The sequence below is a fragment of the Pseudomonas sp. LAM2023 genome, from assembly GCF_016620375.1.
Lineage (GTDB): Bacteria > Pseudomonadota > Gammaproteobacteria > Pseudomonadales > Pseudomonadaceae > Aquipseudomonas > Aquipseudomonas anuradhapurensis.
The window spans coordinates 194,435-213,862 of record NZ_JAENHV010000029.1 but is presented as its reverse complement, the minus strand read 5'-3'; the positions used below and the strand labels follow the sequence as shown (position 1 = coordinate 213,862).

The following is a 19,428-nucleotide window of genomic DNA, read 5'->3' as shown; positions in this document are numbered from 1 at the left end:
AACCAACATGAACGTTTTTCCTCACAAGCCAGCATGCGACGAAACGTCGCACAAATGTAGTTTTACTACTACCCCTGTCGTGTAAAAGCATGAAATGCGAAAGCAAATGTAGTAAAACTACACGGCGCCGGAGGACACCCCGGTAATCCAAGAATTCACGACGTCTGCCCATAAGGCCAGTCGCAAACTCAGGCAATCGATTCTGGTTGCCTTTCCGCCCTGGAGCAAGCCATGCAAGACCTCGATCCAATCGAAACCCAGGAATGGCTGGATGCCCTGGAGTCGGTCCTCGACAAAGAAGGCGAAGACCGCGCTCATTACCTGATGACCCGTATGGGCGAGCTGGCCACCCGTAGTGGCTCCCAGCTGCCATACGCGATCACCACGCCATACCGCAACACCATCCCTGTCACCCACGAAGCACGCATGCCTGGCGACCTGTTCATGGAACGCCGCATTCGCTCGATGGTGCGTTGGAACGCCCTGGCCATGGTCATGCGTACCAACCTGAAAGACTCGGACCTGGGCGGACACATCTCCAGCTTCGCCTCCAGCGCCACCCTGTACGACATCGGCTTCAACTACTTCTTCCAGGCCCCGACCGAAGAACACGGCGGCGACCTGATCTTCTTCCAGGGCCACGCTTCGCCAGGCGTCTACGCCCGCGCCTTCATGGAAGGCCGCATCAGCGAAGAGCAGATGAACAACTTCCGTCAGGAAGTGGACGGCAACGGCCTGTCTTCGTACCCGCACCCTTGGCTGATGCCTGACTTCTGGCAGTTCCCGACCGTATCGATGGGTCTGGGCCCGATCCAGGCCATCTACCAGGCACGTTTCATGAAGTACCTGGAAGCGCGCGGCTTCATCCCGGCCGGCAAGCAGAAAGTCTGGTGCTTCATGGGCGACGGCGAGTGCGACGAACCGGAATCCTTGGGCGCGATCGCCCTGGCCGGCCGCGAGAAGCTGGACAACCTGATCTTCGTCATCAACTGCAACCTGCAGCGCCTCGACGGCCCGGTTCGCGGCAACGGCAAGATCATCCAGGAACTCGAAGGCGTGTTCCGTGGCGGTGGCTGGAACGTCAACAAGGTCGTCTGGGGCCGCTTCTGGGACCCACTGTTCGCCAAGGACACCAACGGTGCCTTGCAGCGCCGCATGGACGAAGTCATCGACGGCGAATACCAGAACTACAAGGCCAAGGACGGTGCGTACGTCCGTGAGCACTTCTTCAACACCCCAGAACTCAAGGCCATGGTCGAAGACCTGTCCGACGACGAGATCTGGAAGCTCAACCGTGGCGGCCACGACCCGTACAAGGTCTACGCGGCGTACCACCAGGCGGTCAACCACAAGGACCAGCCTACCGTCATCCTGGCCAAGACCATCAAGGGTTACGGTACCGGTGCCGGCGAAGCCAAGAACACCGCGCACAACACCAAGAAGGTCGACGTCGACAGCCTGCGCCACTTCCGTGACCGCTTCGACATCCCGGTCAAGGATGCCGACCTGGAGAACCTGCCGTTCTTCAAGCCGGAAGAAGGTTCTGCCGAAGCCAAGTACCTGGCCGAGCGCCGTGCTGCCCTGGGCGGCTTCGTGCCACAGCGCCGTGCCAAGAGCTTCAGCGTGCCGACCCCGCCACTGGAAACGCTGAAAGCGATCCTGGACGGCTCGGGCGACCGCGAAATCTCCACCACCATGGCCTTCGTGCGTATCCTCGCGCAGCTGGTCAAGGACAAGGAAATCGGCCAGCGCATCGTCCCGATCATCCCGGACGAAGCCCGTACCTTCGGTATGGAAGGCATGTTCCGCCAGCTGGGCATCTACTCGTCGGTTGGCCAGCTCTACGAGCCGGTCGACAAAGACCAGGTGATGTTCTACCGCGAAGACAAGAAGGGCCAGATCCTCGAGGAAGGCATCAACGAAGCCGGCGCCATGTCGTCGTTCATCGCTGCCGGTACCTCGTACAGCTGCCACAACCAGCCGATGCTGCCGTTCTACATCTTCTATTCGATGTTCGGCTTCCAGCGCATTGGCGACCTGGCCTGGGCCGCTGGCGACAGCCGTACCCGTGGCTTCCTGATCGGCGGTACCGCCGGCCGTACCACCCTCAACGGTGAAGGCCTGCAGCACGAAGACGGTCACAGCCACATGATGGCGGGCACCATCCCGAACTGCCGCACCTACGATCCGACCTACGGCTACGAGCTGGCGGTGATCATCCAGGACGGCATGAAGAAGATGACCGAAGAGCAACAGGACATCTTCTACTACATCACCGTGATGAACGAGTCGTACCAGCAGCCAGCCATGCCGGCCGGTGTCGAGGAAGGCATCATCAAGGGCATGTACCTGCTCGAGGAAGACACTCGCGAAGCCGCGCACCACGTACAGCTGATGGGCTCCGGCACCATCCTGCGCGAAGTCCGCGAAGCGGCGAAGATCCTGCGTGACGAGTTCAACATCGGTGCCGACGTGTGGAGCGTGACCAGCTTCAACGAACTGCGTCGCGACGGCCTGGCAGTGGAACGCGCCAACCGCCTGAAGCCTGGCCAAAAGCCACAGCAGACCTACGTCGAGCAGTGCCTGAGCGGCCGCAAGGGCCCGGTCATCGCCTCTACCGACTACATGAAGCTGTTCGCCGAGCAGATCCGCCAGTGGGTGCCGAGCAAAGAGTTCAAGGTCCTGGGTACCGACGGTTACGGTCGCAGCGACAGCCGCAAGAAGCTGCGTCACTTCTTCGAAGTCGACCGCCACTTCGTGGTGCTGGCTGCGCTGGAAGCCCTGGCTGACCGTGGCGAGATCGAACCCAAGGTTGTGGCTGACGCCATCGTCAAGTTCGGCATCGACCCGGACAAGCGCAACCCACTGGACTGCTGAGGAGTATTTTTAAGTGAGCGAACTCATTCGCGTACCTGACATCGGCAGCGGTGAAGGTGAAATCATCGAGCTGTTCGTCAAGGTCGGTGACCGTATCGAGGCTGACCAGAGCCTGCTGACCCTGGAGTCCGACAAGGCCTCCATGGAAATCCCGGCGCCGAAGGCCGGCGTCATCAAGGAGCTGAAGGTCAAGCTGGGCGACCGCCTGAAAGAAGGCGACGAGCTGCTGGTTCTGGAAGCCGAGGGCGCCGCTGCGGCGGCCCCCGAGGCGCCTGCCGCCGCTCCGGCGCAGGCTGCTGCACCGGCTCCGGCCGCTGAAGCCGCCCCGGCTCCTGCTCCGGCCGCAGCCCCGGCTGCCGCCAGCGTGCAGGACATCCACGTGCCGGACATCGGTTCGTCGGGCAAGGCCAAGATCATCGAAGTGCTGGTCAAGGTCGGCGACACCGTCGAAGCTGACCAGTCGCTGATCACCCTGGAGTCCGACAAGGCCTCCATGGAAATCCCGTCGCCGGCTGCCGGCGTGGTCGAAGAAGTACTGTGCAAACTGGAAGACGAAGTCGGCACTGGCGACCTGATCTTCAAGCTCAAGGTTGCTGGCGCGGCGCCTGCTGCCGCTCCGGCTCCGGCCGCCGCTGCTGCCCCGGCCAAGGCTGAGGCGGCTCCGGCCGCCGCACCTGCCGCTGCCGCTCCGGCTGCTGCTCCTGCACCGGTCGCTACCGCACCGGCTGCCGGCAGCAACGCCAAGGTTCACGCCGGCCCGGCGGTTCGCCAGCTGGCCCGTGAATTCGGTGTCGACCTGGGTGCCGTTGCGGCCACCGGTCCGCACGGCCGCATCCTGAAGGAAGACGTGCAGGTCTACGTCAAGGCGATGATGCAGAAGGCCAAGGAAGCCCCGGCAGCCGCCGGCGCGACCGGCGGCGCCGGCATCCCGCCAATCCCGGCCGTGGACTTCAGCAAGTTCGGTGAAGTGGAAGAAGTGGCCCTGACCCGCCTGATGCAGGTCGGTGCCGCCAACCTGCACCGCAGCTGGCTGAACGTGCCGCACGTCACCCAGTTCGACTCCGCCGACATCACCGAGCTGGAAGCCTTCCGCGTGGCGCAGAAGGCCGTGGCCGAGAAGGCTGGCGTGAAGCTGACCGTGCTGCCACTGCTGCTCAAGGCCTGCGCCTTCCTGCTCAAGGAACTGCCGGACTTCAACAGCTCGCTGGCGCCAAGCGGCAAGGCCATCATCCGCAAGAAGTACGTGCACATCGGCTTCGCCGTGGACACGCCGGACGGCCTGCTGGTCCCAGTGATCAAGAACGTCGACCAGAAGAGCCTGCTGCAACTGGCTGCCGAAGCGGCTGCGCTGGCTGAAAAAGCCCGCACCAAGAAGCTGTCGGCTGACGAGATGCAGGGCGCCTGCTTCACCATCTCCAGCCTCGGTCACATTGGCGGCACCGGCTTCACGCCGATCGTCAACGCGCCGGAAGTGGCTATCCTGGGCGTCTCCAAGGCGACCATGCAGCCAGTCTGGGACGGCAAGGCCTTCCAGCCGAAGCTGATGCTACCGCTGTCGCTGTCCTACGATCACCGAGTGATCAACGGCGCCGCCGCCGCGCGCTTCACCAAGCGCCTGGGCGACGTGCTGGGCGATATCCGCACCATGCTGCTGTAAGGCTGCACACTGCCCCTCCCAGCGAGGGGCAGTACACTTTTCGAGCTGCCACGCTCGTACCTCAACCCCGTCGATTGGCGGGGCTTTTTTTTGCCTGGCGATAAACGTTTGGCGCCTGTGCGATCGAGCGCCGCCCGCGCGGCGCATCGCGAGCTGCGCTCGCTCCTACGTTTGTTTCAGGCCAGTAACGCCTGTAACAGGCGTGCGCGACCGCCTGGTTCATACCACGCGATATCCCGTCATGCGCCAAGGCGTTCGCGCGCAAATCCCACAGCAATAATTGGCCCGAAACAAACGTAGGAGCGAGCGCAGCTCGCGATGCGCCGCGCGGGCGGCGCTCGATCGCACAGGCGCCGAAACAATCAAGGCGAACTACAGAATCCAGCCCACAAGCCGATAACCCGAACACAGCATCACACATGGCGGCTTGCCAGCCCCCTGGACATGATGCAACCTTGCCAGATCTGCCGCCGCCCAAAGGCCGCGTTCCCTCTTCAAGCGAGTCTTCGATGAAAAGCCAACCCGATGCCGCCAGCCGTGTGGCGGCCGAGGTCGTCACGCAGTTACCCGTGCCCTCGCGGCTCGGCATGCTGCGTTTCGAAAGGCTCAACGAAGCCACTTGGGCCATGCTCTACCTCGACCCGGCTTGCGAACGCCAGTTCGGCCTGCACGCCAGCGACCTGTGCGCGCTGGTCGACGCCCCTTACGCCAGCCTGATGGAGCCCGAGGTCCGCTACCGGCTACACGACGAGATCCAGTTGCAACTGGCCCAGCGTGGCTACTATCGCGTGCGCTACACCTTGCACACGCCCACCGCATCGCTACGCCTGCTGGAAGTGGGGGAAACCTACAAGCAGCACAATCGCCAACTGTTGCACGGCTACCTCAGTGTGCTCGACGACCAGCCCGAAGAGAGCAGCGATGCCGGATCCAGCGACCTGGAATCGCGCAACAACCGCCTGCAACTGGCCTTGCAGCTGAACCAGCGTGCGCAGCAGGAACAGCTCGAACACCTGGAGCGGGTACGTGGCCAGCAGGACCTGATCCTGCGCCTGGCGCGCCAACGCTACAGCGGCGGCAACTCGCTGCTGGAAGCTGCCCAGCTGATCACCCACAGCGCCTGCGAAATCTACAAGGTCGACTGCGCCAGCATCTGGCACCTGGACGGCCACAAGCTGGAGCCGATCACTGCCTGGTACCGGGACACACAAGAACACCGCCAGCCCGAAGCCATCGATGCCAGCCACTTCCCCGACTACCTTGACGCGCTGCATGCCAGCCGCGCCATCGACGCCCACAATGCCGGCCATGACCCGCGCACGCGCGCGCTCGCGCAAAGCCTGCGCCCGGCCAACAAGGCCATGCTCGATGCCAGCATCCGCGTCGATGGCCAGGTAGTCGGCGTGCTGTGCCTGGAGCAGACCGGCCAGCCACGGGCCTGGCAGTCGGACGAAATCGCCTTTGCCGGCGAGTTGGCCGACCAGTTCGCCCAGGTCATCACCAACCATAACCGGCGCACCGCGGCCAGTGCCCTGCACCTGTTCCAGCGTGCGGTGGAGCAGAGCGCCAGTGCCTTCCTGCTGGTCAACCGCGACGGCGTGGTGGAGTACGTCAACCCCAGCTTCACCGCCATCACCCAGTACAGCACCGAGGAAGTCCAGGGCCGCCACCTGGGTGAGCTGCCCGCCCTGGAGAACCTGAGCGAACTGTTGTTCGACTCGCCGTCGAGCCTGGCCATGGGCAACAGCTGGCAGGGCGAGTTCAGGAGCCGGCGCAAGAACCTCGAGCCCTACTGGGGCCAGTTGTCGATCTCCAAGGTGTATGGCGACAACCGTGAGCTGACCCACTACATCGGCATCTACGAAGACGTCACCCAGACCAAGCTGGCCCAGCAGCGCATCGAACGGCTGGCCTACACCGACAACCTGACCAACCTGGGCAACCGCCCGGCGTTCATCCGCAGCCTGGACGAGTGCTTCGCCCGTGATGGCGAAAACGCCATGTGCCTGCTGCTGGTGGACATCGATAACTTCAAGCGCATCAACGACAGCCTGGGCCATCAAACCGGCGACAAGTTGTTGATCAGCCTGGCCCGGCGCCTGCGCAACAGCCTGCACGCCGGTGGCATCCTGGCGCGCTTCGCCAGTAACGAGTTCGCCGTGCTGCTCGACGACACGCGTCTGGAAGATGGCCAGGCCGTCGCCATGCAATTGCTGCGAACCCTCGACAAACCGATGTTCGTCGACAACCAGCTGATCAACGTCACCGCTTCGGTAGGCCTCGCCTACGCGCCACTGCACGGCGCAGACCCGGCCAGCCTGATGAAGAACGCCGGCCTGGCCCTGCATAAGGCCAAGGCCAACGGCAAGCACCAGGTGCAGGTATTTACCGAAGTGCTCAATGCCGAAGCCAGCTACAAGCTGTTCGTCGAGAACAACCTGCGCCGCGCCCTGACCCAGAACGAGCTGGAGGTGTTCTACCAGCCCAAGCTGTGCCTGCGCAGTGGTCGCCTGCTGGGGCTGGAAGCGCTGTTGCGCTGGAACCACCCCGAGCGCGGCATGATCCGCCCGGACCAGTTCATCAGCGTGGCCGAGGAAACCGGCCTGATCATCCCCATCGGCAAATGGGTGGTACGCCAGTCGTGCCGCATGAGCCAGCAGCTGCGCGAGGCCGGCATGGGTAACCTGCATGTGGCCATCAACCTGTCGCCCAAGCAGTTCTCCGACCCGGACCTGGTGGCCTCGATCAGCAGCATCCTCAAGGAAGAAGCCCTGCCTCCGCATCTGCTCGAGCTGGAACTGACCGAAGGCCTGCTGCTGGAAGCCACCGATGACACCCACCGCCAGCTGGAGGAATTGAAGGCCTTGGGCCTGACCCTGGCCATGGACGACTTTGGTACCGGTTATTCGTCGCTGAGCTACCTGAAGAAGTTTCCCATCGACATCCTCAAGATCGACCGCAGCTTCATCAACGAAATCCCGGACAACCAGGACGACATGGAGATTACCTCGGCGGTGGTGGCCATGGCCCATAACCTCAAGCTGAAGGTGGTGGCCGAAGGTATCGAGACGCCGGAGCAGCTGGCGTTCCTGCGCCGGCATCGCTGCGACGTCGGCCAGGGTTACCTGTTCGACCGGCCAATCCCGGGGCGCGAGCTGGCCGAACGGCTGAAGCGCTATCCGCGTGGTCCGCTGGCCTGACAGCGGCGTAAACCTCGGGCACTATAGAAACCATTCGGGCCCTTTCGCGGGCACGCCCGCTCCCACAGGTACCCCACAACATTCAGACCCTGTGGTGATCCTGTGGGAGCGGGCATGCCCGCGAAAGCCCCAACACCTATTCAACTGACATACAGAGGAACGGCCATGGTCCTGCGTTCGGAAATCCTGGTGAACAAAAACGTCATGCCTACTGCGGAACAGGCCCTGCCTGGCCGTGAAACGCCAATGAGCCTGCCCGAGTTCCATTACGTGTTCAAAGACACACCGCTGCTCGGCCCGTTCTTCCAGAATGTCGACTTCGCCATCTTCGGCCTGGGCTGCTTCTGGGGCGCCGAACGCCGCTTCTGGCAGCGTGAAGGCGTGGTCAGCACGGTGGTCGGCTACGCCGGCGGTTTCACCCCGCACCCGACCTACGAAGAAGTCTGCTCGGGCCTGACCGGGCACACCGAAGTGGTGCTGGTAGTGTTCGACAAGGACAAGGTCAGCTACCGCGAGCTGCTGGCGATGTTCTGGGAGCTGCACAACCCGACCCAGGGCATGCGCCAGGGCAACGACATCGGCACCCAGTACCGCTCGGCCATCTACTGCACCAGCCCGGAACAGCTGGAACAGGCCGAGGCCAGCCGCGACGCCTACCAGGCCGAGCTGAGCAAAGCCGGTTTCGGCGAAATCACCACCGAGATTGCCCAGGCGCCGACCGTCTACTTCGCCGAGGCCTACCACCAGCAATACCTGGCCAAGAACCCGGACGGCTATTGCGGTATTGGCGGTACCGGCGTGTGCCTGCCACCCAGCCTGCAGGGTAACTGAGCGTGAGCACGATGACGCTGTTCCACGCGCCGCTGTCACCTTTCGTGCGCAAGGTGATGGTGGTGTTGCACGAAACCGGCCAGCTGGATCGGGTCAAGTTGCAGCCGGTGAACATCAGCCCGGTAAGCGGCGACCCCCAGCTGAACCTGGACAACCCGATCGGCAAGATCCCCGCCCTGCGCCTGGACGACGGCACGGTTCTGCATGACAGCCGGGTGATCTGCGAATACCTCGATCTGCAGCATGTCGGCCTGCCGCTGCTGCCGCGCGAGGGTTCGGCACGCTGGCGGCGCATGACGCTGGCCTCGCAGGCGGATGCGATCATGGATGCGGCGGTTTCGAGCCGCTACGAGAGCTTCCTGCGGCCGGAAGACAAACGCTGGGATGGCTGGCTGCAGGCACAAGGCGAGAAGATTCGCCGCAGCCTGGCCAACCTGGAGCAGGAGCACCTGGCCGAGTTGGCCAGCGGCTTCGATCTGGCAGCGATCGGCGTGGCTTGTGCACTGGGGTACCTGGACCTGCGTCAACCCGAGTTCGGTTGGCGCGAGCGCCAGCCTGGCCTGGCGGCGTGGTATGCCGAAGTGGCCAAGCGGCCGTCGATGGTCGCTACAGCCCCGATAGCCTGACAGACCAATCGCGGATGAATCCGCTCCTACACGAATTTGTAGGAGCGGATTCATCCGCGATGAGGCCGGCACAGCATCAACAGTCAGGCTTGCCAGCGGTGAACTTCTTCGCCGGGTTGACCGCAGCCTTGAATTCGCGCAGCGCCTTGGAACCCACCAGCAGCGGGTAGTTGAAGCTGCTGCGGTCCACCAGGTTCACTTCCACGGTGCGTTTCACGTCACCCAGGCACAGCTCCAGGTCGACCACCGGGCGCTTGGAGATTTCCGGCCCGTCGCCTTCCTCTTCCTCGTCGGCACGCCCCTTGATCTTGCTGATGCGCGAGACCTTGTGCTCGTACACCTTGCCGTCCGAGTCCTTGGTCGCCAGGCGGAAGCGCACCCACTCGTCGCCATCACGGGTGAACAGTTCGATGTCCTTGGCCGACAGCGACGCGGTGAAGGCACCGGTGTCCATCTTGGCTTTCAGGGTTTCGCCCAGTTCGGGCAGGGCAATGTTTTCGTAACGACCGTAAAGGGTAGGCTCGGCAGCCATTACTGGCAGGGCCAACAGCGACAACATGGCAAAGAGATATTTCACAGGCAGGCTTCCTTGAGAAGTGTCAGTGCTTAGACTGCACTGGCAGGATAGGTTCGCTGTCACAAGCCTAACCAACATAATGTGAAACATTTGTCCCCACCGCCGGGCAGTGGAAATTTGGCGTAGGCCACGGCCCTGCTTATGATTGCCAACCGTTTTCATCCCACAACAAGAGTCTCCTTATGCGTCGCCTGCTGACCGGCATCCTCACCACCACCCTGCTGCTGCTCAACACCCTGGTGCTGATCGGCCCACTGCTGGTCTTCGCCCTGCTCAAGCTGGTGCTGCCAGGCCGCGGGCGTGACTATGCGTCGTGGGCGGTAATGTGGGTGGCTGAAACCTGGTCGGAGATCGACAAGGCCATTTTCGCCCTGTGCATTCCTACCCAATGGGATATACGCGGTGTCGAGAACCTGCGCAGGGACACTTCCTACCTGGCGGTCAGCAACCACCAGACCTGGGTCGACATCCCGGCGCTGATCGAAAGCCTCAATCGCCGCACACCCTTCTTCAAGTTCTTCCTCAAGAAGGAACTGATCTGGGTGCCGCTGCTCGGCCTGGCCTGGTGGGGCCTGGACTATCCGTTCATGAAGCGCTACAGCAAGGCGTTTCTGCAAAAGCACCCGGAACTCAAGGGCAAGGACCTGGAAATCACCAAGGCGGCCTGCGAGCTGTTCAAGCGCCAACCGGTGACCGTGGTCAACTACCTCGAAGGCACCCGCTTCAGCGAGGCCAAGCGCCTGGAGCAGCAGTCGCCGTATCGCCACCTGCTCAAGCCCAAGGCCGGCGGCGTGGCCTTTGTGCTGGCAGCGCTGGGCGAGCAACTGGATGCGTTGCTGGACGTGACCATCGTCTACCCCGGCAACTCGGCGCCAGGGTTCTGGGATTTACTCAATGGCAGCATCAGCCGGGTGATTATCGACATTCGTGTGCGTGAACTGGACCCGGCGCTGTGGGCTGGCGACTACGAGAACGATGCTGAATTCCGCCACACCGTGCAGGCCTGGGTAAACCAGTTGTGGATAGAAAAGGACCAGCGGATCGAGCAGCTTCGGGCCGAACTGGGCTGACCTGTACTGGCCTCATCACCGGCAGGCCAGCTCCCAAGTACAGCGTCAGGCTTGAATGCTGTAAAAGCCCTGTGGGACCCGGCCTTGGCGCCAGCATGGGTACGACAGGATCGTCAGACCGAAGGTCGGGTCAATGGCGCCGGGCTGGTCCACAAGCTGCCCAGATTCTGCAGCAACGATCCGGCAATACCCTGTTGCCCAAGGTACTGGAGCAGCAGCGGAGCGAACTGGCCGATCATGCCGGTATCCATGCCCAACGCCTTGAATGCAGCGTCCAGGTCGGTGCGGTTCTGCACATCGTTGCCCAGCGCCTTGTCCAAGGCCGACTGGCTATCCTTGTCATTGCCCAGCAACTGCCCCAACCCACTCAGCCCACCCAGGAGATTGGCACCCGACAGCAGGTCGAGGCCAGGCACGGCCTTGGTCAGCTGGCCATAGTCGTCGCTGCTGAGGTTGTTGCGCGCCAGCCCCAGCATGGCCCCTGCGCCACCCACCGCCTGTTCCGGGGTGATGTTCAGCTGGCTGCCCAGGATGTTGAGCAGGTTGGCCTGCGCCGCCGGTGCCTGTACCTGGCCTTGCTGGCCCTGTTGCTGCATGGCGGCCACGGCATTGGCCGCATCGCTGAGGTTGTAGGCGAACACCGGGCTTGCGGCCAGGGTCATCAGGGTAGCCAGAGTGAATGCTTTCATCGGGAGGGACCTCGTCGGCCGGGATGGCCGGGGAAACGAGGCATTGGACTGGAGCCAGACAAGTTTGTTCCAGGCCGGTGATCGGCCCGCTTGGGCTCACTCGAAACACAACGCCCCCGGGCGGGGGCGTTGCTCCATCAGGTTAAGCTGCGCCCCACATCTTGTGCGGGTCGATGACGAATTTCTTCGGCACGCCAGCATCGAACTCGCCATAGCCTTCCGGTGCCTGGTCGAGATTGATGACCTGCACGCCTACCACTTCGGCAATGTTGATACGGTCCCACATGATCGCCTGCATCAGCTGGCGGTTGTACTTCATGGTCGGGGTCTGGCCGGTGTGGAAGCTGTGCGACTTCGCCCATCCCAGGCCAAAGCGGATGCTCAGCGCGCCGATCTTGGCCGCGGCATCCACCGCACCCGGGTCTTCGGTCACGTACAGGCCCGGGATACCGATCTTGCCGGCAACACGGGTCACCTGCATCAGCGAGTTCAGCACGGTGGCCGGCGCTTCATGCTTGGCGCCTTCATGGCCGTGGCCGCGAGCCTCGAAGCCAACGGCGTCGACGGCGCAGTCCACTTCCGGCTCGCCGAGAATGTCGACGATCTGCTCGTGCAGCGGGGTGTCCTTGGACAGGTCGACCACTTCGAAGCCCTGCGACTTGGCGTGGGCCAGGCGAGCCGGGTTGAGGTCGCCGACGATGACGCAGGCCGCGCCGAGCAGGCGTGCCGAGGCGGCGGCGGCCAGGCCGACCGGGCCGGCACCGGCGACATAAACGGTGCTGCCTGGGCCTACGCCAGCGGTGACAGCGCCGTGGTAGCCGGTCGGCAGGATGTCGGACAGGCAGGTCAGGTCACGGATCTTCTCCATGGCCTTGTCGCGATCCGGCAGTTTCAGCAGGTTGAAGTCGGCATACGGCACCAGCACGTATTCGGCCTGGCCACCGGTCCAGTCGCCCATGTCGACGTAGCCGTAGGCACCACCGGCGCGGGCCGGGTTGACGGTGAGGCAGACACCGGTGTGCATTTCCTTGCAGGAGCGGCAGCGGCCGCAGGCAACGTTGAACGGTACCGATACCAGATCACCGATTTTCAGGCGTTCGACATCACGCCCCATCTCGACGATTTCACCGGTGATTTCGTGGCCCAGGACCAGGCCAACCTGGGCAGTGGTGCGACCGCGGACCATGTGCTGGTCGGAGCCGCAGATGTTGGTGGAGACCACCTTCAGGATCACGCCGTGCTCGATCTTGTTGCCGCGTGGGTCCTGCATTTTCGGGTAGTCGATCTTCTGCACCTCGACCTTGCCGGCGCCGAGATATACCACTCCACGATTGCCAGACATGCTCTTACCTCGCTTGATTTGTATTTATGCAGCGGTGGTTGAACGCGCCGCCATCCGTGGGCGGCATGTGTTTCTGGAATGCAGGGGATTGTGGGCCTGATACGGCAGATTGCACTGACTGGAAGCGACAGGGAGATGCCTTTTAACGGCAGGGGAAATTGTGTTGGTCCATTCGCGGGCAAGCCCGCTCCCACAGGAAGAATGCCAGCTGTGAAGGCCGCATATAACCTGTGGGAGCGGGCTTGCCCGCGAATGGCCGGTGCAGGTTGTTAGAGCACGACCGTCCGGTTGGCGTTGAGGAACACTCGCCGCTCGATGTGGTAGCCCACCGCCCGCGCCAGGGTCAGGCATTCGATGTCGCGCCCCTTGGCAATCAGGTCTTCCGGATAATGGCTATGATCCACCACCTCCACGCCCTGGGCGATGATCGGCCCTTCGTCCAGGTCGTTGTTGATGTAGTGCGCCGTGGCGCCAACCATCTTCACCCCCTTGTTGTAGGCCTGGTGGTAAGGCTTGGCGCCTTTGAAGCCGGGCAACAGCGAGTGGTGGATGTTTATCGCCCAGCCATCCAGGCGGCGGCACAGCTCCGGCGACAGCACCTGCATGTAGCGGGCAAGCACCACCAGCTCCGCGCCGGTTTCCTCGATCACCTGGATCACCTTGCGCTCTTGCGCAGGCTTGTCCTTGGGGTCGAGGGCAAAGTGGTAGTAAGGAATCTTGTGCCATTGTGCCAGGGGCTCGAGGTCGGGGTGGTTGGACACCACTGCGACCACGTCCATGGCCAGCTGGCCGATGCGCTGGCGGTACAGCAGATCATTGAGACAGTGGTCGGCTTTCGACACCATGATCACCACCTTCGGGCGGTGGTTGGGTGCGGTCAGCTCGAAGGCCATGCCGAACGCTTCGCTGCGCTCGGCAAGGCCGGCGCGAAAACCTGCCTCGTCGAAATCGTCCGGCTGGCGAAACTCCACGCGAATGAAGAAACGCCCCGACAGCCGGTCATCGAAGGAGTGGTGCTCCGTCACGTAGCAGCGCTGCTCGAAGAGGTAACGCGTCACCACGTCGACGGTACCGAGCATGCTCGGGCAGTCGGCGGTGAGAATCCAGGTATCCGGTGCCCGACTCATGTTCGCTCTCCTTAAGCTTCGATGCTCAGGCCGTACTCGGCCGAAGCGTCCTGCAGCCACAGCCACCAGTAGTCGGCGAAGCTGCGGCGAATCACCAGCTCCCAGGTGTCTTCGGCGGTGCGGCGGATCACCAGTTGCGACTTGGCGAACACGGTACCGACAGCCTTGCCCACCGGGAAGTTGTTCGGATGAACATCATAGCTGGTGGACTTCATCAGCACTTCGCGCACGTTCGGGCCGCGCAGTTCCAGCAGGCTCTGCCCACCGCTGACGTTGACCACCTGGATGTGCTGGCCTTCGAGGGCAGCGCGCAGCTTTTGCTCGACGGCAAACTCCTGGCCGCCGGGGACGATCAGCAACCACTCGTCAGGGCCCATCCATTGCAGCGACATTTCATTGTTGGCGACCACGGTCAGCGCCACTGGCAGCTCCAGGCCCAGGGCCTTGTGCACGCCGGCGGCGAACTCCGGGTCGTGGCCATCGCCACGAATGGTCAGGTGGCCGAGGAACTTGCGTTCACGCAGGGTCACGCCTGCGTTCTTGCGGCCTTTGCCAACCAGGCTGGCCAGGTCGGCGTGGTGCAGTGGCGACTGGGCCTTGGCCTCGGCGCCGGGGTTTTGCTGGAAGACGTTGATAGCGCTCATTTCTTACCTGCCTTGAATTCTGGAGTCGACCACGATGCCTGCGGGAGACGATCATCCTGTGGGAGCGGGCATGCCCGCGAATGCGATGGTGGATTCACCGCCTTCTTCGCGGGCACGCCCGCTCCCACAGAGACCTCATTCCAAGCTGGGCATCAGTTGGTACCGGGGCCTTAGACGTTCTGCCGCTCACCCTTCGGATCGAAGAACACCGAAGACACGATCTCCGCCTCGATCACGCTGCCATCCGCCTGCGGCGAGTACACACGCTCGCCCATGCGCTTGAGGCCGCCCTTGACCACACCCATGGCGAACGAATAGCCCAGGGAGTTGGCTGCGTAGCTGGAGGTGACGTGGCCGACCATGTCCATCGGGATCGGTTGCTTCGGATCGAACACCAGCTGGGCACCTTCCGGCAGCCACTTGGTCGGGTCGACCGGCTTCAGGCCCACCAGCTGCTTGCGGTTCTCGCGCACGCAGTCTTCGCGGTTCATGCCACGCAGGCCGATCCACGAGTACGGCTTGTTGCGGCCTACGCACCAGCTCATGTTCAGGTCGTCCGGGGTCATCGAGCCGTCGGTGTCCTGGCCAACGATGATGAAGCCCTTCTCGGCACGCAGCACGTGCATGGTCTCGGTGCCATACGGGGTCAGGTTGTACTTCTTGCCCGCCTCGATGATCTGCTCCAGCACGCCCATGGCGTAGTTGGCCTGCACGTTGACTTCGTACGACAGCTCACCGGTGAACGAGATACGGAACACCCGGGCTGGCACGCCGCCGACGTTGCCTTCCTTCCAGGTCATGAACGGGAAGGCTTCCTTGTCCATGTCGATGTCGGTCAGCTCGCTCAGCAGCTTGCGGCTGTTGGGGCCGGACAGGGTCATGGTCGCCCAGTGGTCGGTGACCGAGGTGAAGTACACCTTCAGCTCCGGCCATTCGGTCTGGTGGTACAGCTCCATCCACTGCAGCACGCGCGCAGCGCCGCCGGTGGTGGTGGTCATGATGAAGTGGTTGTCGCCGACGCAGGCGGTCACGCCGTCGTCGAAGACCATGCCGTCTTCCTTGCACATCAGGCCGTAACGGGCCTTGCCCACGTCGAGCTTGGTCCAGGCGTTGGTGTAGATGCGGTTGAGGAACTCACGCGCATCCGGGCCCTGGATGTCGATCTTGCCCAGGGTCGAGGCGTCCAGCAGGCCCACGCTGTCGCGCACGGCCTTGCATTCACGGGCCACGGCCGCATGGATGTCTTCACCGGCCTTGGGGAAGTACCAAGGGCGTTTCCACTGGCCGACATCTTCGAACTCGGCGCCGTTCTTCACGTGCCAGGCATGCAGGGCAGTGAAGCGCACGGGCTCGAACAGATGGCCACAGTGCCGGCCTGCTACCGCGCCGAAGGTTACCGGCGTGTAGTTGGGGCGGAACATGGTGGTGCCCATTTCCGGGATGGTGATGCCCATCGAACGGGCGGCGATAGCCAGGCCGTTGATGTTGCCCAGCTTGCCCTGGTCGGTACCGAAGCCCAGCGCGGTGTAGCGTTTGACGTGCTCGACCGACTCGAAGCCTTCGCGGGTGGCCAGTTCGATGGCGGCCGCGGTAACGTCGTTCTGCTGGTCGACGAACTGCTTGGGCGCACGGGCAGTGCCCTTGTCGTGCGGCACCTGGAACAGCGCCACGGTGGCCTCTTCCTTGCGCGCCACGGTTTTCGGCAGGCTGCCGACAGTGGCCTTGAAGCCGGCTTCGGTGGCTGCGCGCACGCCGCCTTCGAAACCATCGGCAATCGCGTCGCCCAGGGGGTACACACCATTGATACCGCCGACACATTCGCGCTTCTGCGGCGCATCACCCGGTACGAAGCCGAGGATGTCTTCGCGCCAGATCGGCCGGCCGCCCAGGTGCGAAGCCAGGTGCACGACCGGGCTGTAACCGCCGGAGGTGGCGATCAGGTCGCAGTCCAGGGTTTCGCCAGGGCTGGTGACCTTGTGCGCCTGTACGTCGATGGCGGCCACGCGGGCGCCAGTGACATGCTTGCTGCCCTTGGCCTCGATCACCGCGCTGGAGGTGAGAATGCGGATGCCCTTGGCACGTGCTTCTTCAACCAGCGAACCACGCGGGTTGTGGCGGGCGTCGGCGATGGCGACCACCTGCAGGCCGGCATCGTGCCAGTCCAGCGCGGCGCGGTAGGCGTGGTCGTTGTTGGTCGACAGCACCAGCTTGCGACCCGGGGCCACGCCGTAACGGCGCACGTAGGTGGAAACGGCACCGGCCAGCATGTTGCCCGGCACGTCGTTGTTGCCGTACACCAGCGGGCGCTCGTGGGCGCCGGTGGCCAGCACCACGCGCTTGGCGCGGACGCGGTGCACGCGGTGGCGCACCTGGCCGATAGGGGCACGGTCACCGAGGTGGTCGGTGAGGCGCTCGTGGATGGTCAGGAAGTTATGGTCGTGGTAGCCGTTGACCGTGGCGCGTGGCAGCAGGGTCACTTCCGGCAGGCTTTCCAGCTCTTTGACCACGGCGTTGACCCAGTCGGTGGCAGGCTTGCCGTCGAGGGTTTCGCGGGTGTCGAGCAGGCTGCCGCCGAACTCTTCCTGCTCGTCAGCCAGGATCACTCGGGCACCGCTGCGCGCAGCGGCCAGGGCCGCGGCCAGGCCGGCAGGGCCGGCACCGACGATCAGCACGTCGCAGTGCTGGTTCATGTAGTCGTAGCTGTCCGGGTCGTTCTGCAGCGGCGCGCGGCCAAGGCCGGCGGCTTTGCGGATGTACTTCTCGTAAGTCATCCAGAACGATTTCGGGTACATGAAGGTTTTGTAGTAGAAGCCCGGCGGCATCATGCTGCCGCCGACCTTGCCGAGAATGCCCATGACGTCATTGTTGACGTTCGGCCAGCCGTTGGTGCTGGTGGCGACCAGGCCGGCGTACAGTGCCTGTTGGGTGGCACGCACGTTAGGGATCTGGGTGGCTTCGCTGGAGCCGATCTGCAGGATGGCGTTCGGCTCTTCGGTACCGGCGGCGATGATGCCGCGAGGGCGCGAGTACTTGAAGCTGCGGCCAACGATGTCGACGCCGTTGGCCAGCAACGCGGCGGCCAGGGTGTCGCCGGCATAACCCTGGTAGGTCTTGCCGTTGAAGCTGAAGTTAAGGACCTTGCTGCGGTCGATACGGCCGCCGCTGGCGAGGCGATAGGTCTGGCTCATACTTTTTCCCCTTGGCCTTTGACGGTCGACGGTGCGCTGCTTTGCTTGCCGTTGGCGGTCACTTGCGGCTTCTCGCCAATCTTGTAGGTTTCCAGAATTTCGTAGGTCACGGTGTCGCGGGTGACGTTGAAGTACTGGCGGCAGCCGGCAACGTGGTCCCACAGTTCGTGGTGAATACCGCGCGGGTTGTCACGGTAGAACATGTAGGTACCCCACTCCTCGTCGGAGCAGGCGTTGGGGTCCAGCGGGCGGGCGATGTGCGCCTGGCCAGAGGCGTGGAACTCTTCTTCGGAGCGCAGCTCGCCGCAGTGGGGACAGAAAATATGCAACATGACGGTGTCTCCGGTTAGTGGGCGACGGCGGCGGCGCCGTGTTCGTCGATCAGTGCGCCGTTGTAGAAACGGTCCATGGAGAACGGCGCGGCCAGTGGGTGCATTTCGCCCTTGGCCAGGCTCGCGGCGAAGACGTTGCCCGAACCCGGGGTCGCCTTGAAGCCGCCGGTACCCCAACCGCAGTTGAAGAACAGGTTCTTGACCGGGGTCTTGGTGATGATCGGGCAGGCGTCCGGCGAGGTATCGACGATGCCGCCCCACTGGCGGTTCATGCGAACGCGCGAGAGGTTGGGGAACATCTCGACGATGGCCTGCAGGGTGTGCTCGATCACCGGGTACGAACCGCGCTGGCCGTAGCCGACCCAGCCGTCGATGCCGGCACCGATCACCAGGTCGCCCTTGTCCGACTGGCTGATGTAGCCGTGTACGGCGTTGGACATGATCACGCTGTCGATGATTGGCTTGATCGGCTCGGATACCAGCGCCTGCAGCGGGTGCGATTCCAGCGGTAGGCGGAAGCCGGCGAGCTTGGCCATGTGCCCGGAGTTACCGGCGGTGACCACACCGACGCGCTTGGCGCCGATGAAGCCTTTGTTGGTTTCCACACCGATGACCGCGCCGTTTTCCTTGCGGAAACCGGTCACTTCGGTCTGCTGGATCAGGTCCACGCCCAGGGCGTCGGCAGCACGGGCGAAGCCCCAGGCCACGGCGTCGTGACGGGCCACGCCACCACGGCGCTGTACGGTGGCGCCAAGGATCGGGTAACGGGTGTTCTTCGAGCAGTCCAGGTACGGGATCTCGGCCGCGACCTGGGCAGTGTTCAGCAGCTCGCCGTCCACGCCATTCAGGCGGTTGGCGGAGACGCGGCGCTCGGAGTCACGCATGTCCTGCAGGGTGTGGCACAGGTTGTAGACGCCGCGCTGGGAGAACATCACGTTGTAGTTGAGGTCCTGGGACAGGCCCTCCCACAGCTTCATGGCGTGCTCGTACAGGTGCGCCGACTCGTCCCACAGGTAGTTGGAACGCACGATGGTGGTGTTACGGGCGGTATTGCCGCCGCCCAGGTAGCCCTTCTCGATCACGGCAACGTTGGTGATGCCGTGTTCCTTGGCCAGGTAGTAGGCCGTGGCCAGGCCATGGCCGCCACCGCCGACGATAACCACGTCGTAGACCTTTTTAGGGGTTGGCGTGCGCCACATGCGCTGCCAGTTCTCGTGGTGGCTGAGGGAGTGCTTGAAAAGGCCGAATCCCGAGTAACGTTGCATGGT

At 63.5% G+C, this 19,428-nt stretch carries 14 protein-coding genes; 6 read left to right on the top strand and 8 right to left on the bottom strand.

Annotation, left to right across the window (positions count from 1 at the left end; all coding sequences use genetic code 11):
- The first annotated feature begins 231 nt into the window (after positions 1–231).
- The 5 genes from aceE to JKP78_RS19285 all read left to right on the top strand — a co-directional run bounded on the left by aceE (position 232) and on the right by JKP78_RS19285 (position 9,191).
- The gene (gene aceE / locus JKP78_RS19305) at positions 232–2,877 is read left to right on the top strand and encodes a pyruvate dehydrogenase (acetyl-transferring), homodimeric type (RefSeq protein ID WP_170027891.1); all 2,646 of its coding nucleotides are present in this window, start codon (positions 232–234) and stop codon (positions 2,875–2,877) included.
- Positions 2,878–2,890: 13 nt separating this feature from the next.
- Complete coding sequence (gene aceF / locus JKP78_RS19300) at positions 2,891–4,534, top strand: dihydrolipoyllysine-residue acetyltransferase (protein WP_046614466.1); 1,644 nt, start codon at positions 2,891–2,893, stop codon at positions 4,532–4,534.
- Positions 4,535–5,043: 509 nt separating this feature from the next.
- Positions 5,044–7,734 (top strand): putative bifunctional diguanylate cyclase/phosphodiesterase, encoded by a 2,691-nt coding sequence (locus JKP78_RS19295; protein ID WP_200627255.1) that lies wholly within the window; start codon positions 5,044–5,046, stop codon positions 7,732–7,734.
- Positions 7,735–7,899: 165 nt separating this feature from the next.
- Positions 7,900–8,565, top strand: a complete 666-nt coding sequence (msrA, locus tag JKP78_RS19290; protein WP_170027888.1) for a peptide-methionine (S)-S-oxide reductase MsrA — start codon at positions 7,900–7,902, stop codon at positions 8,563–8,565.
- A gap of 2 nt (positions 8,566–8,567) precedes the next feature.
- Complete coding sequence (locus tag JKP78_RS19285) at positions 8,568–9,191, top strand: glutathione S-transferase (protein ID WP_186687508.1); 624 nt, start codon at positions 8,568–8,570, stop codon at positions 9,189–9,191.
- Between the two features lie 76 nt (positions 9,192–9,267).
- Here JKP78_RS19285 and rloA2 read toward each other — a convergent pair whose 3' ends face one another.
- Entirely contained in the window at positions 9,268–9,768 is a 501-nt protein-coding gene (gene rloA2 / locus JKP78_RS19280) for a retropepsin-like aspartic peptidase RloA2 (RefSeq protein ID WP_186674980.1), read from the bottom strand.
- A gap of 182 nt (positions 9,769–9,950) precedes the next feature.
- Between rloA2 and JKP78_RS19275 the strand changes: the two genes are divergently transcribed.
- The gene (locus JKP78_RS19275; protein ID WP_186687510.1) at positions 9,951–10,838 is read left to right on the top strand and encodes an acyltransferase; all 888 of its coding nucleotides are present in this window, start codon (positions 9,951–9,953) and stop codon (positions 10,836–10,838) included.
- A gap of 113 nt (positions 10,839–10,951) precedes the next feature.
- Here JKP78_RS19275 and JKP78_RS19270 read toward each other — a convergent pair whose 3' ends face one another.
- The 7 genes from JKP78_RS19270 to JKP78_RS19240 form a co-directional block, all read right to left on the bottom strand.
- On the bottom strand, positions 10,952–11,527 hold the full coding sequence (locus JKP78_RS19270) for a DUF2780 domain-containing protein (protein WP_170027884.1): 576 nt from the start codon (positions 11,525–11,527) through the stop codon (positions 10,952–10,954).
- A gap of 142 nt (positions 11,528–11,669) precedes the next feature.
- Positions 11,670–12,869 (bottom strand): formaldehyde dehydrogenase, glutathione-independent, encoded by a 1,200-nt coding sequence (fdhA, locus tag JKP78_RS19265; protein ID WP_186687513.1) that lies wholly within the window; start codon positions 12,867–12,869, stop codon positions 11,670–11,672.
- 269 nt (positions 12,870–13,138) lie between these two features.
- Positions 13,139–13,996 carry a formyltetrahydrofolate deformylase gene (purU, locus tag JKP78_RS19260; RefSeq protein ID WP_186674975.1) on the bottom strand — a complete coding sequence of 286 codons (858 nt, stop codon included), beginning with the start codon at positions 13,994–13,996 and terminating at the stop codon, positions 13,139–13,141.
- 11 nt (positions 13,997–14,007) lie between these two features.
- Entirely contained in the window at positions 14,008–14,640 is a 633-nt protein-coding gene (locus JKP78_RS19255; protein WP_013970521.1) for a sarcosine oxidase subunit gamma, read from the bottom strand.
- Between the two features lie 170 nt (positions 14,641–14,810).
- Complete coding sequence (locus JKP78_RS19250) at positions 14,811–17,828, bottom strand: sarcosine oxidase subunit alpha (RefSeq protein ID WP_170027882.1); 3,018 nt, start codon at positions 17,826–17,828, stop codon at positions 14,811–14,813.
- Positions 17,825–18,160 (bottom strand): sarcosine oxidase subunit delta, encoded by a 336-nt coding sequence (locus JKP78_RS19245; RefSeq protein WP_170027881.1) that lies wholly within the window; start codon positions 18,158–18,160, stop codon positions 17,825–17,827. Before JKP78_RS19245 ends, JKP78_RS19250 begins: the two co-directional genes overlap by 4 nt.
- A 14-nt stretch (positions 18,161–18,174) precedes the next feature.
- Positions 18,175–19,425, bottom strand: a complete 1,251-nt coding sequence (locus JKP78_RS19240) for a sarcosine oxidase subunit beta family protein (protein WP_138219304.1) — start codon at positions 19,423–19,425, stop codon at positions 18,175–18,177.
- Positions 19,426–19,428: the final 3 nt, after the last annotated feature.

Bases quoted from the DNA above. Each gene is read 5' to 3' on its own strand.
- aceE (WP_170027891.1), top strand. From the start codon at position 232: ATGCAAGACCTCGATCCAATCGAAACCCAGGAATGGCTGGATGCCCTG.
- JKP78_RS19295 (WP_200627255.1), top strand. From the start codon at position 5,044: ATGAAAAGCCAACCCGATGCCGCCAGCCGTGTGGCGGCCGAGGTCGTC.
- msrA (WP_170027888.1), top strand. From the start codon at position 7,900: ATGGTCCTGCGTTCGGAAATCCTGGTGAACAAAAACGTCATGCCTACT.
- JKP78_RS19275 (WP_186687510.1), top strand. From the start codon at position 9,951: ATGCGTCGCCTGCTGACCGGCATCCTCACCACCACCCTGCTGCTGCTC.
- JKP78_RS19270 (WP_170027884.1), bottom strand. From the start codon at position 11,527: ATGAAAGCATTCACTCTGGCTACCCTGATGACCCTGGCCGCAAGCCCG.
- fdhA (WP_186687513.1), bottom strand. From the start codon at position 12,869: ATGTCTGGCAATCGTGGAGTGGTATATCTCGGCGCCGGCAAGGTCGAG.
- purU (WP_186674975.1), bottom strand. From the start codon at position 13,996: ATGAGTCGGGCACCGGATACCTGGATTCTCACCGCCGACTGCCCGAGC.
- JKP78_RS19255 (WP_013970521.1), bottom strand. From the start codon at position 14,640: ATGAGCGCTATCAACGTCTTCCAGCAAAACCCCGGCGCCGAGGCCAAG.
- JKP78_RS19250 (WP_170027882.1), bottom strand. From the start codon at position 17,828: ATGAGCCAGACCTATCGCCTCGCCAGCGGCGGCCGTATCGACCGCAGC.
- JKP78_RS19245 (WP_170027881.1), bottom strand. From the start codon at position 18,160: ATGTTGCATATTTTCTGTCCCCACTGCGGCGAGCTGCGCTCCGAAGAA.
- JKP78_RS19240 (WP_138219304.1), bottom strand. From the start codon at position 19,425: ATGCAACGTTACTCGGGATTCGGCCTTTTCAAGCACTCCCTCAGCCAC.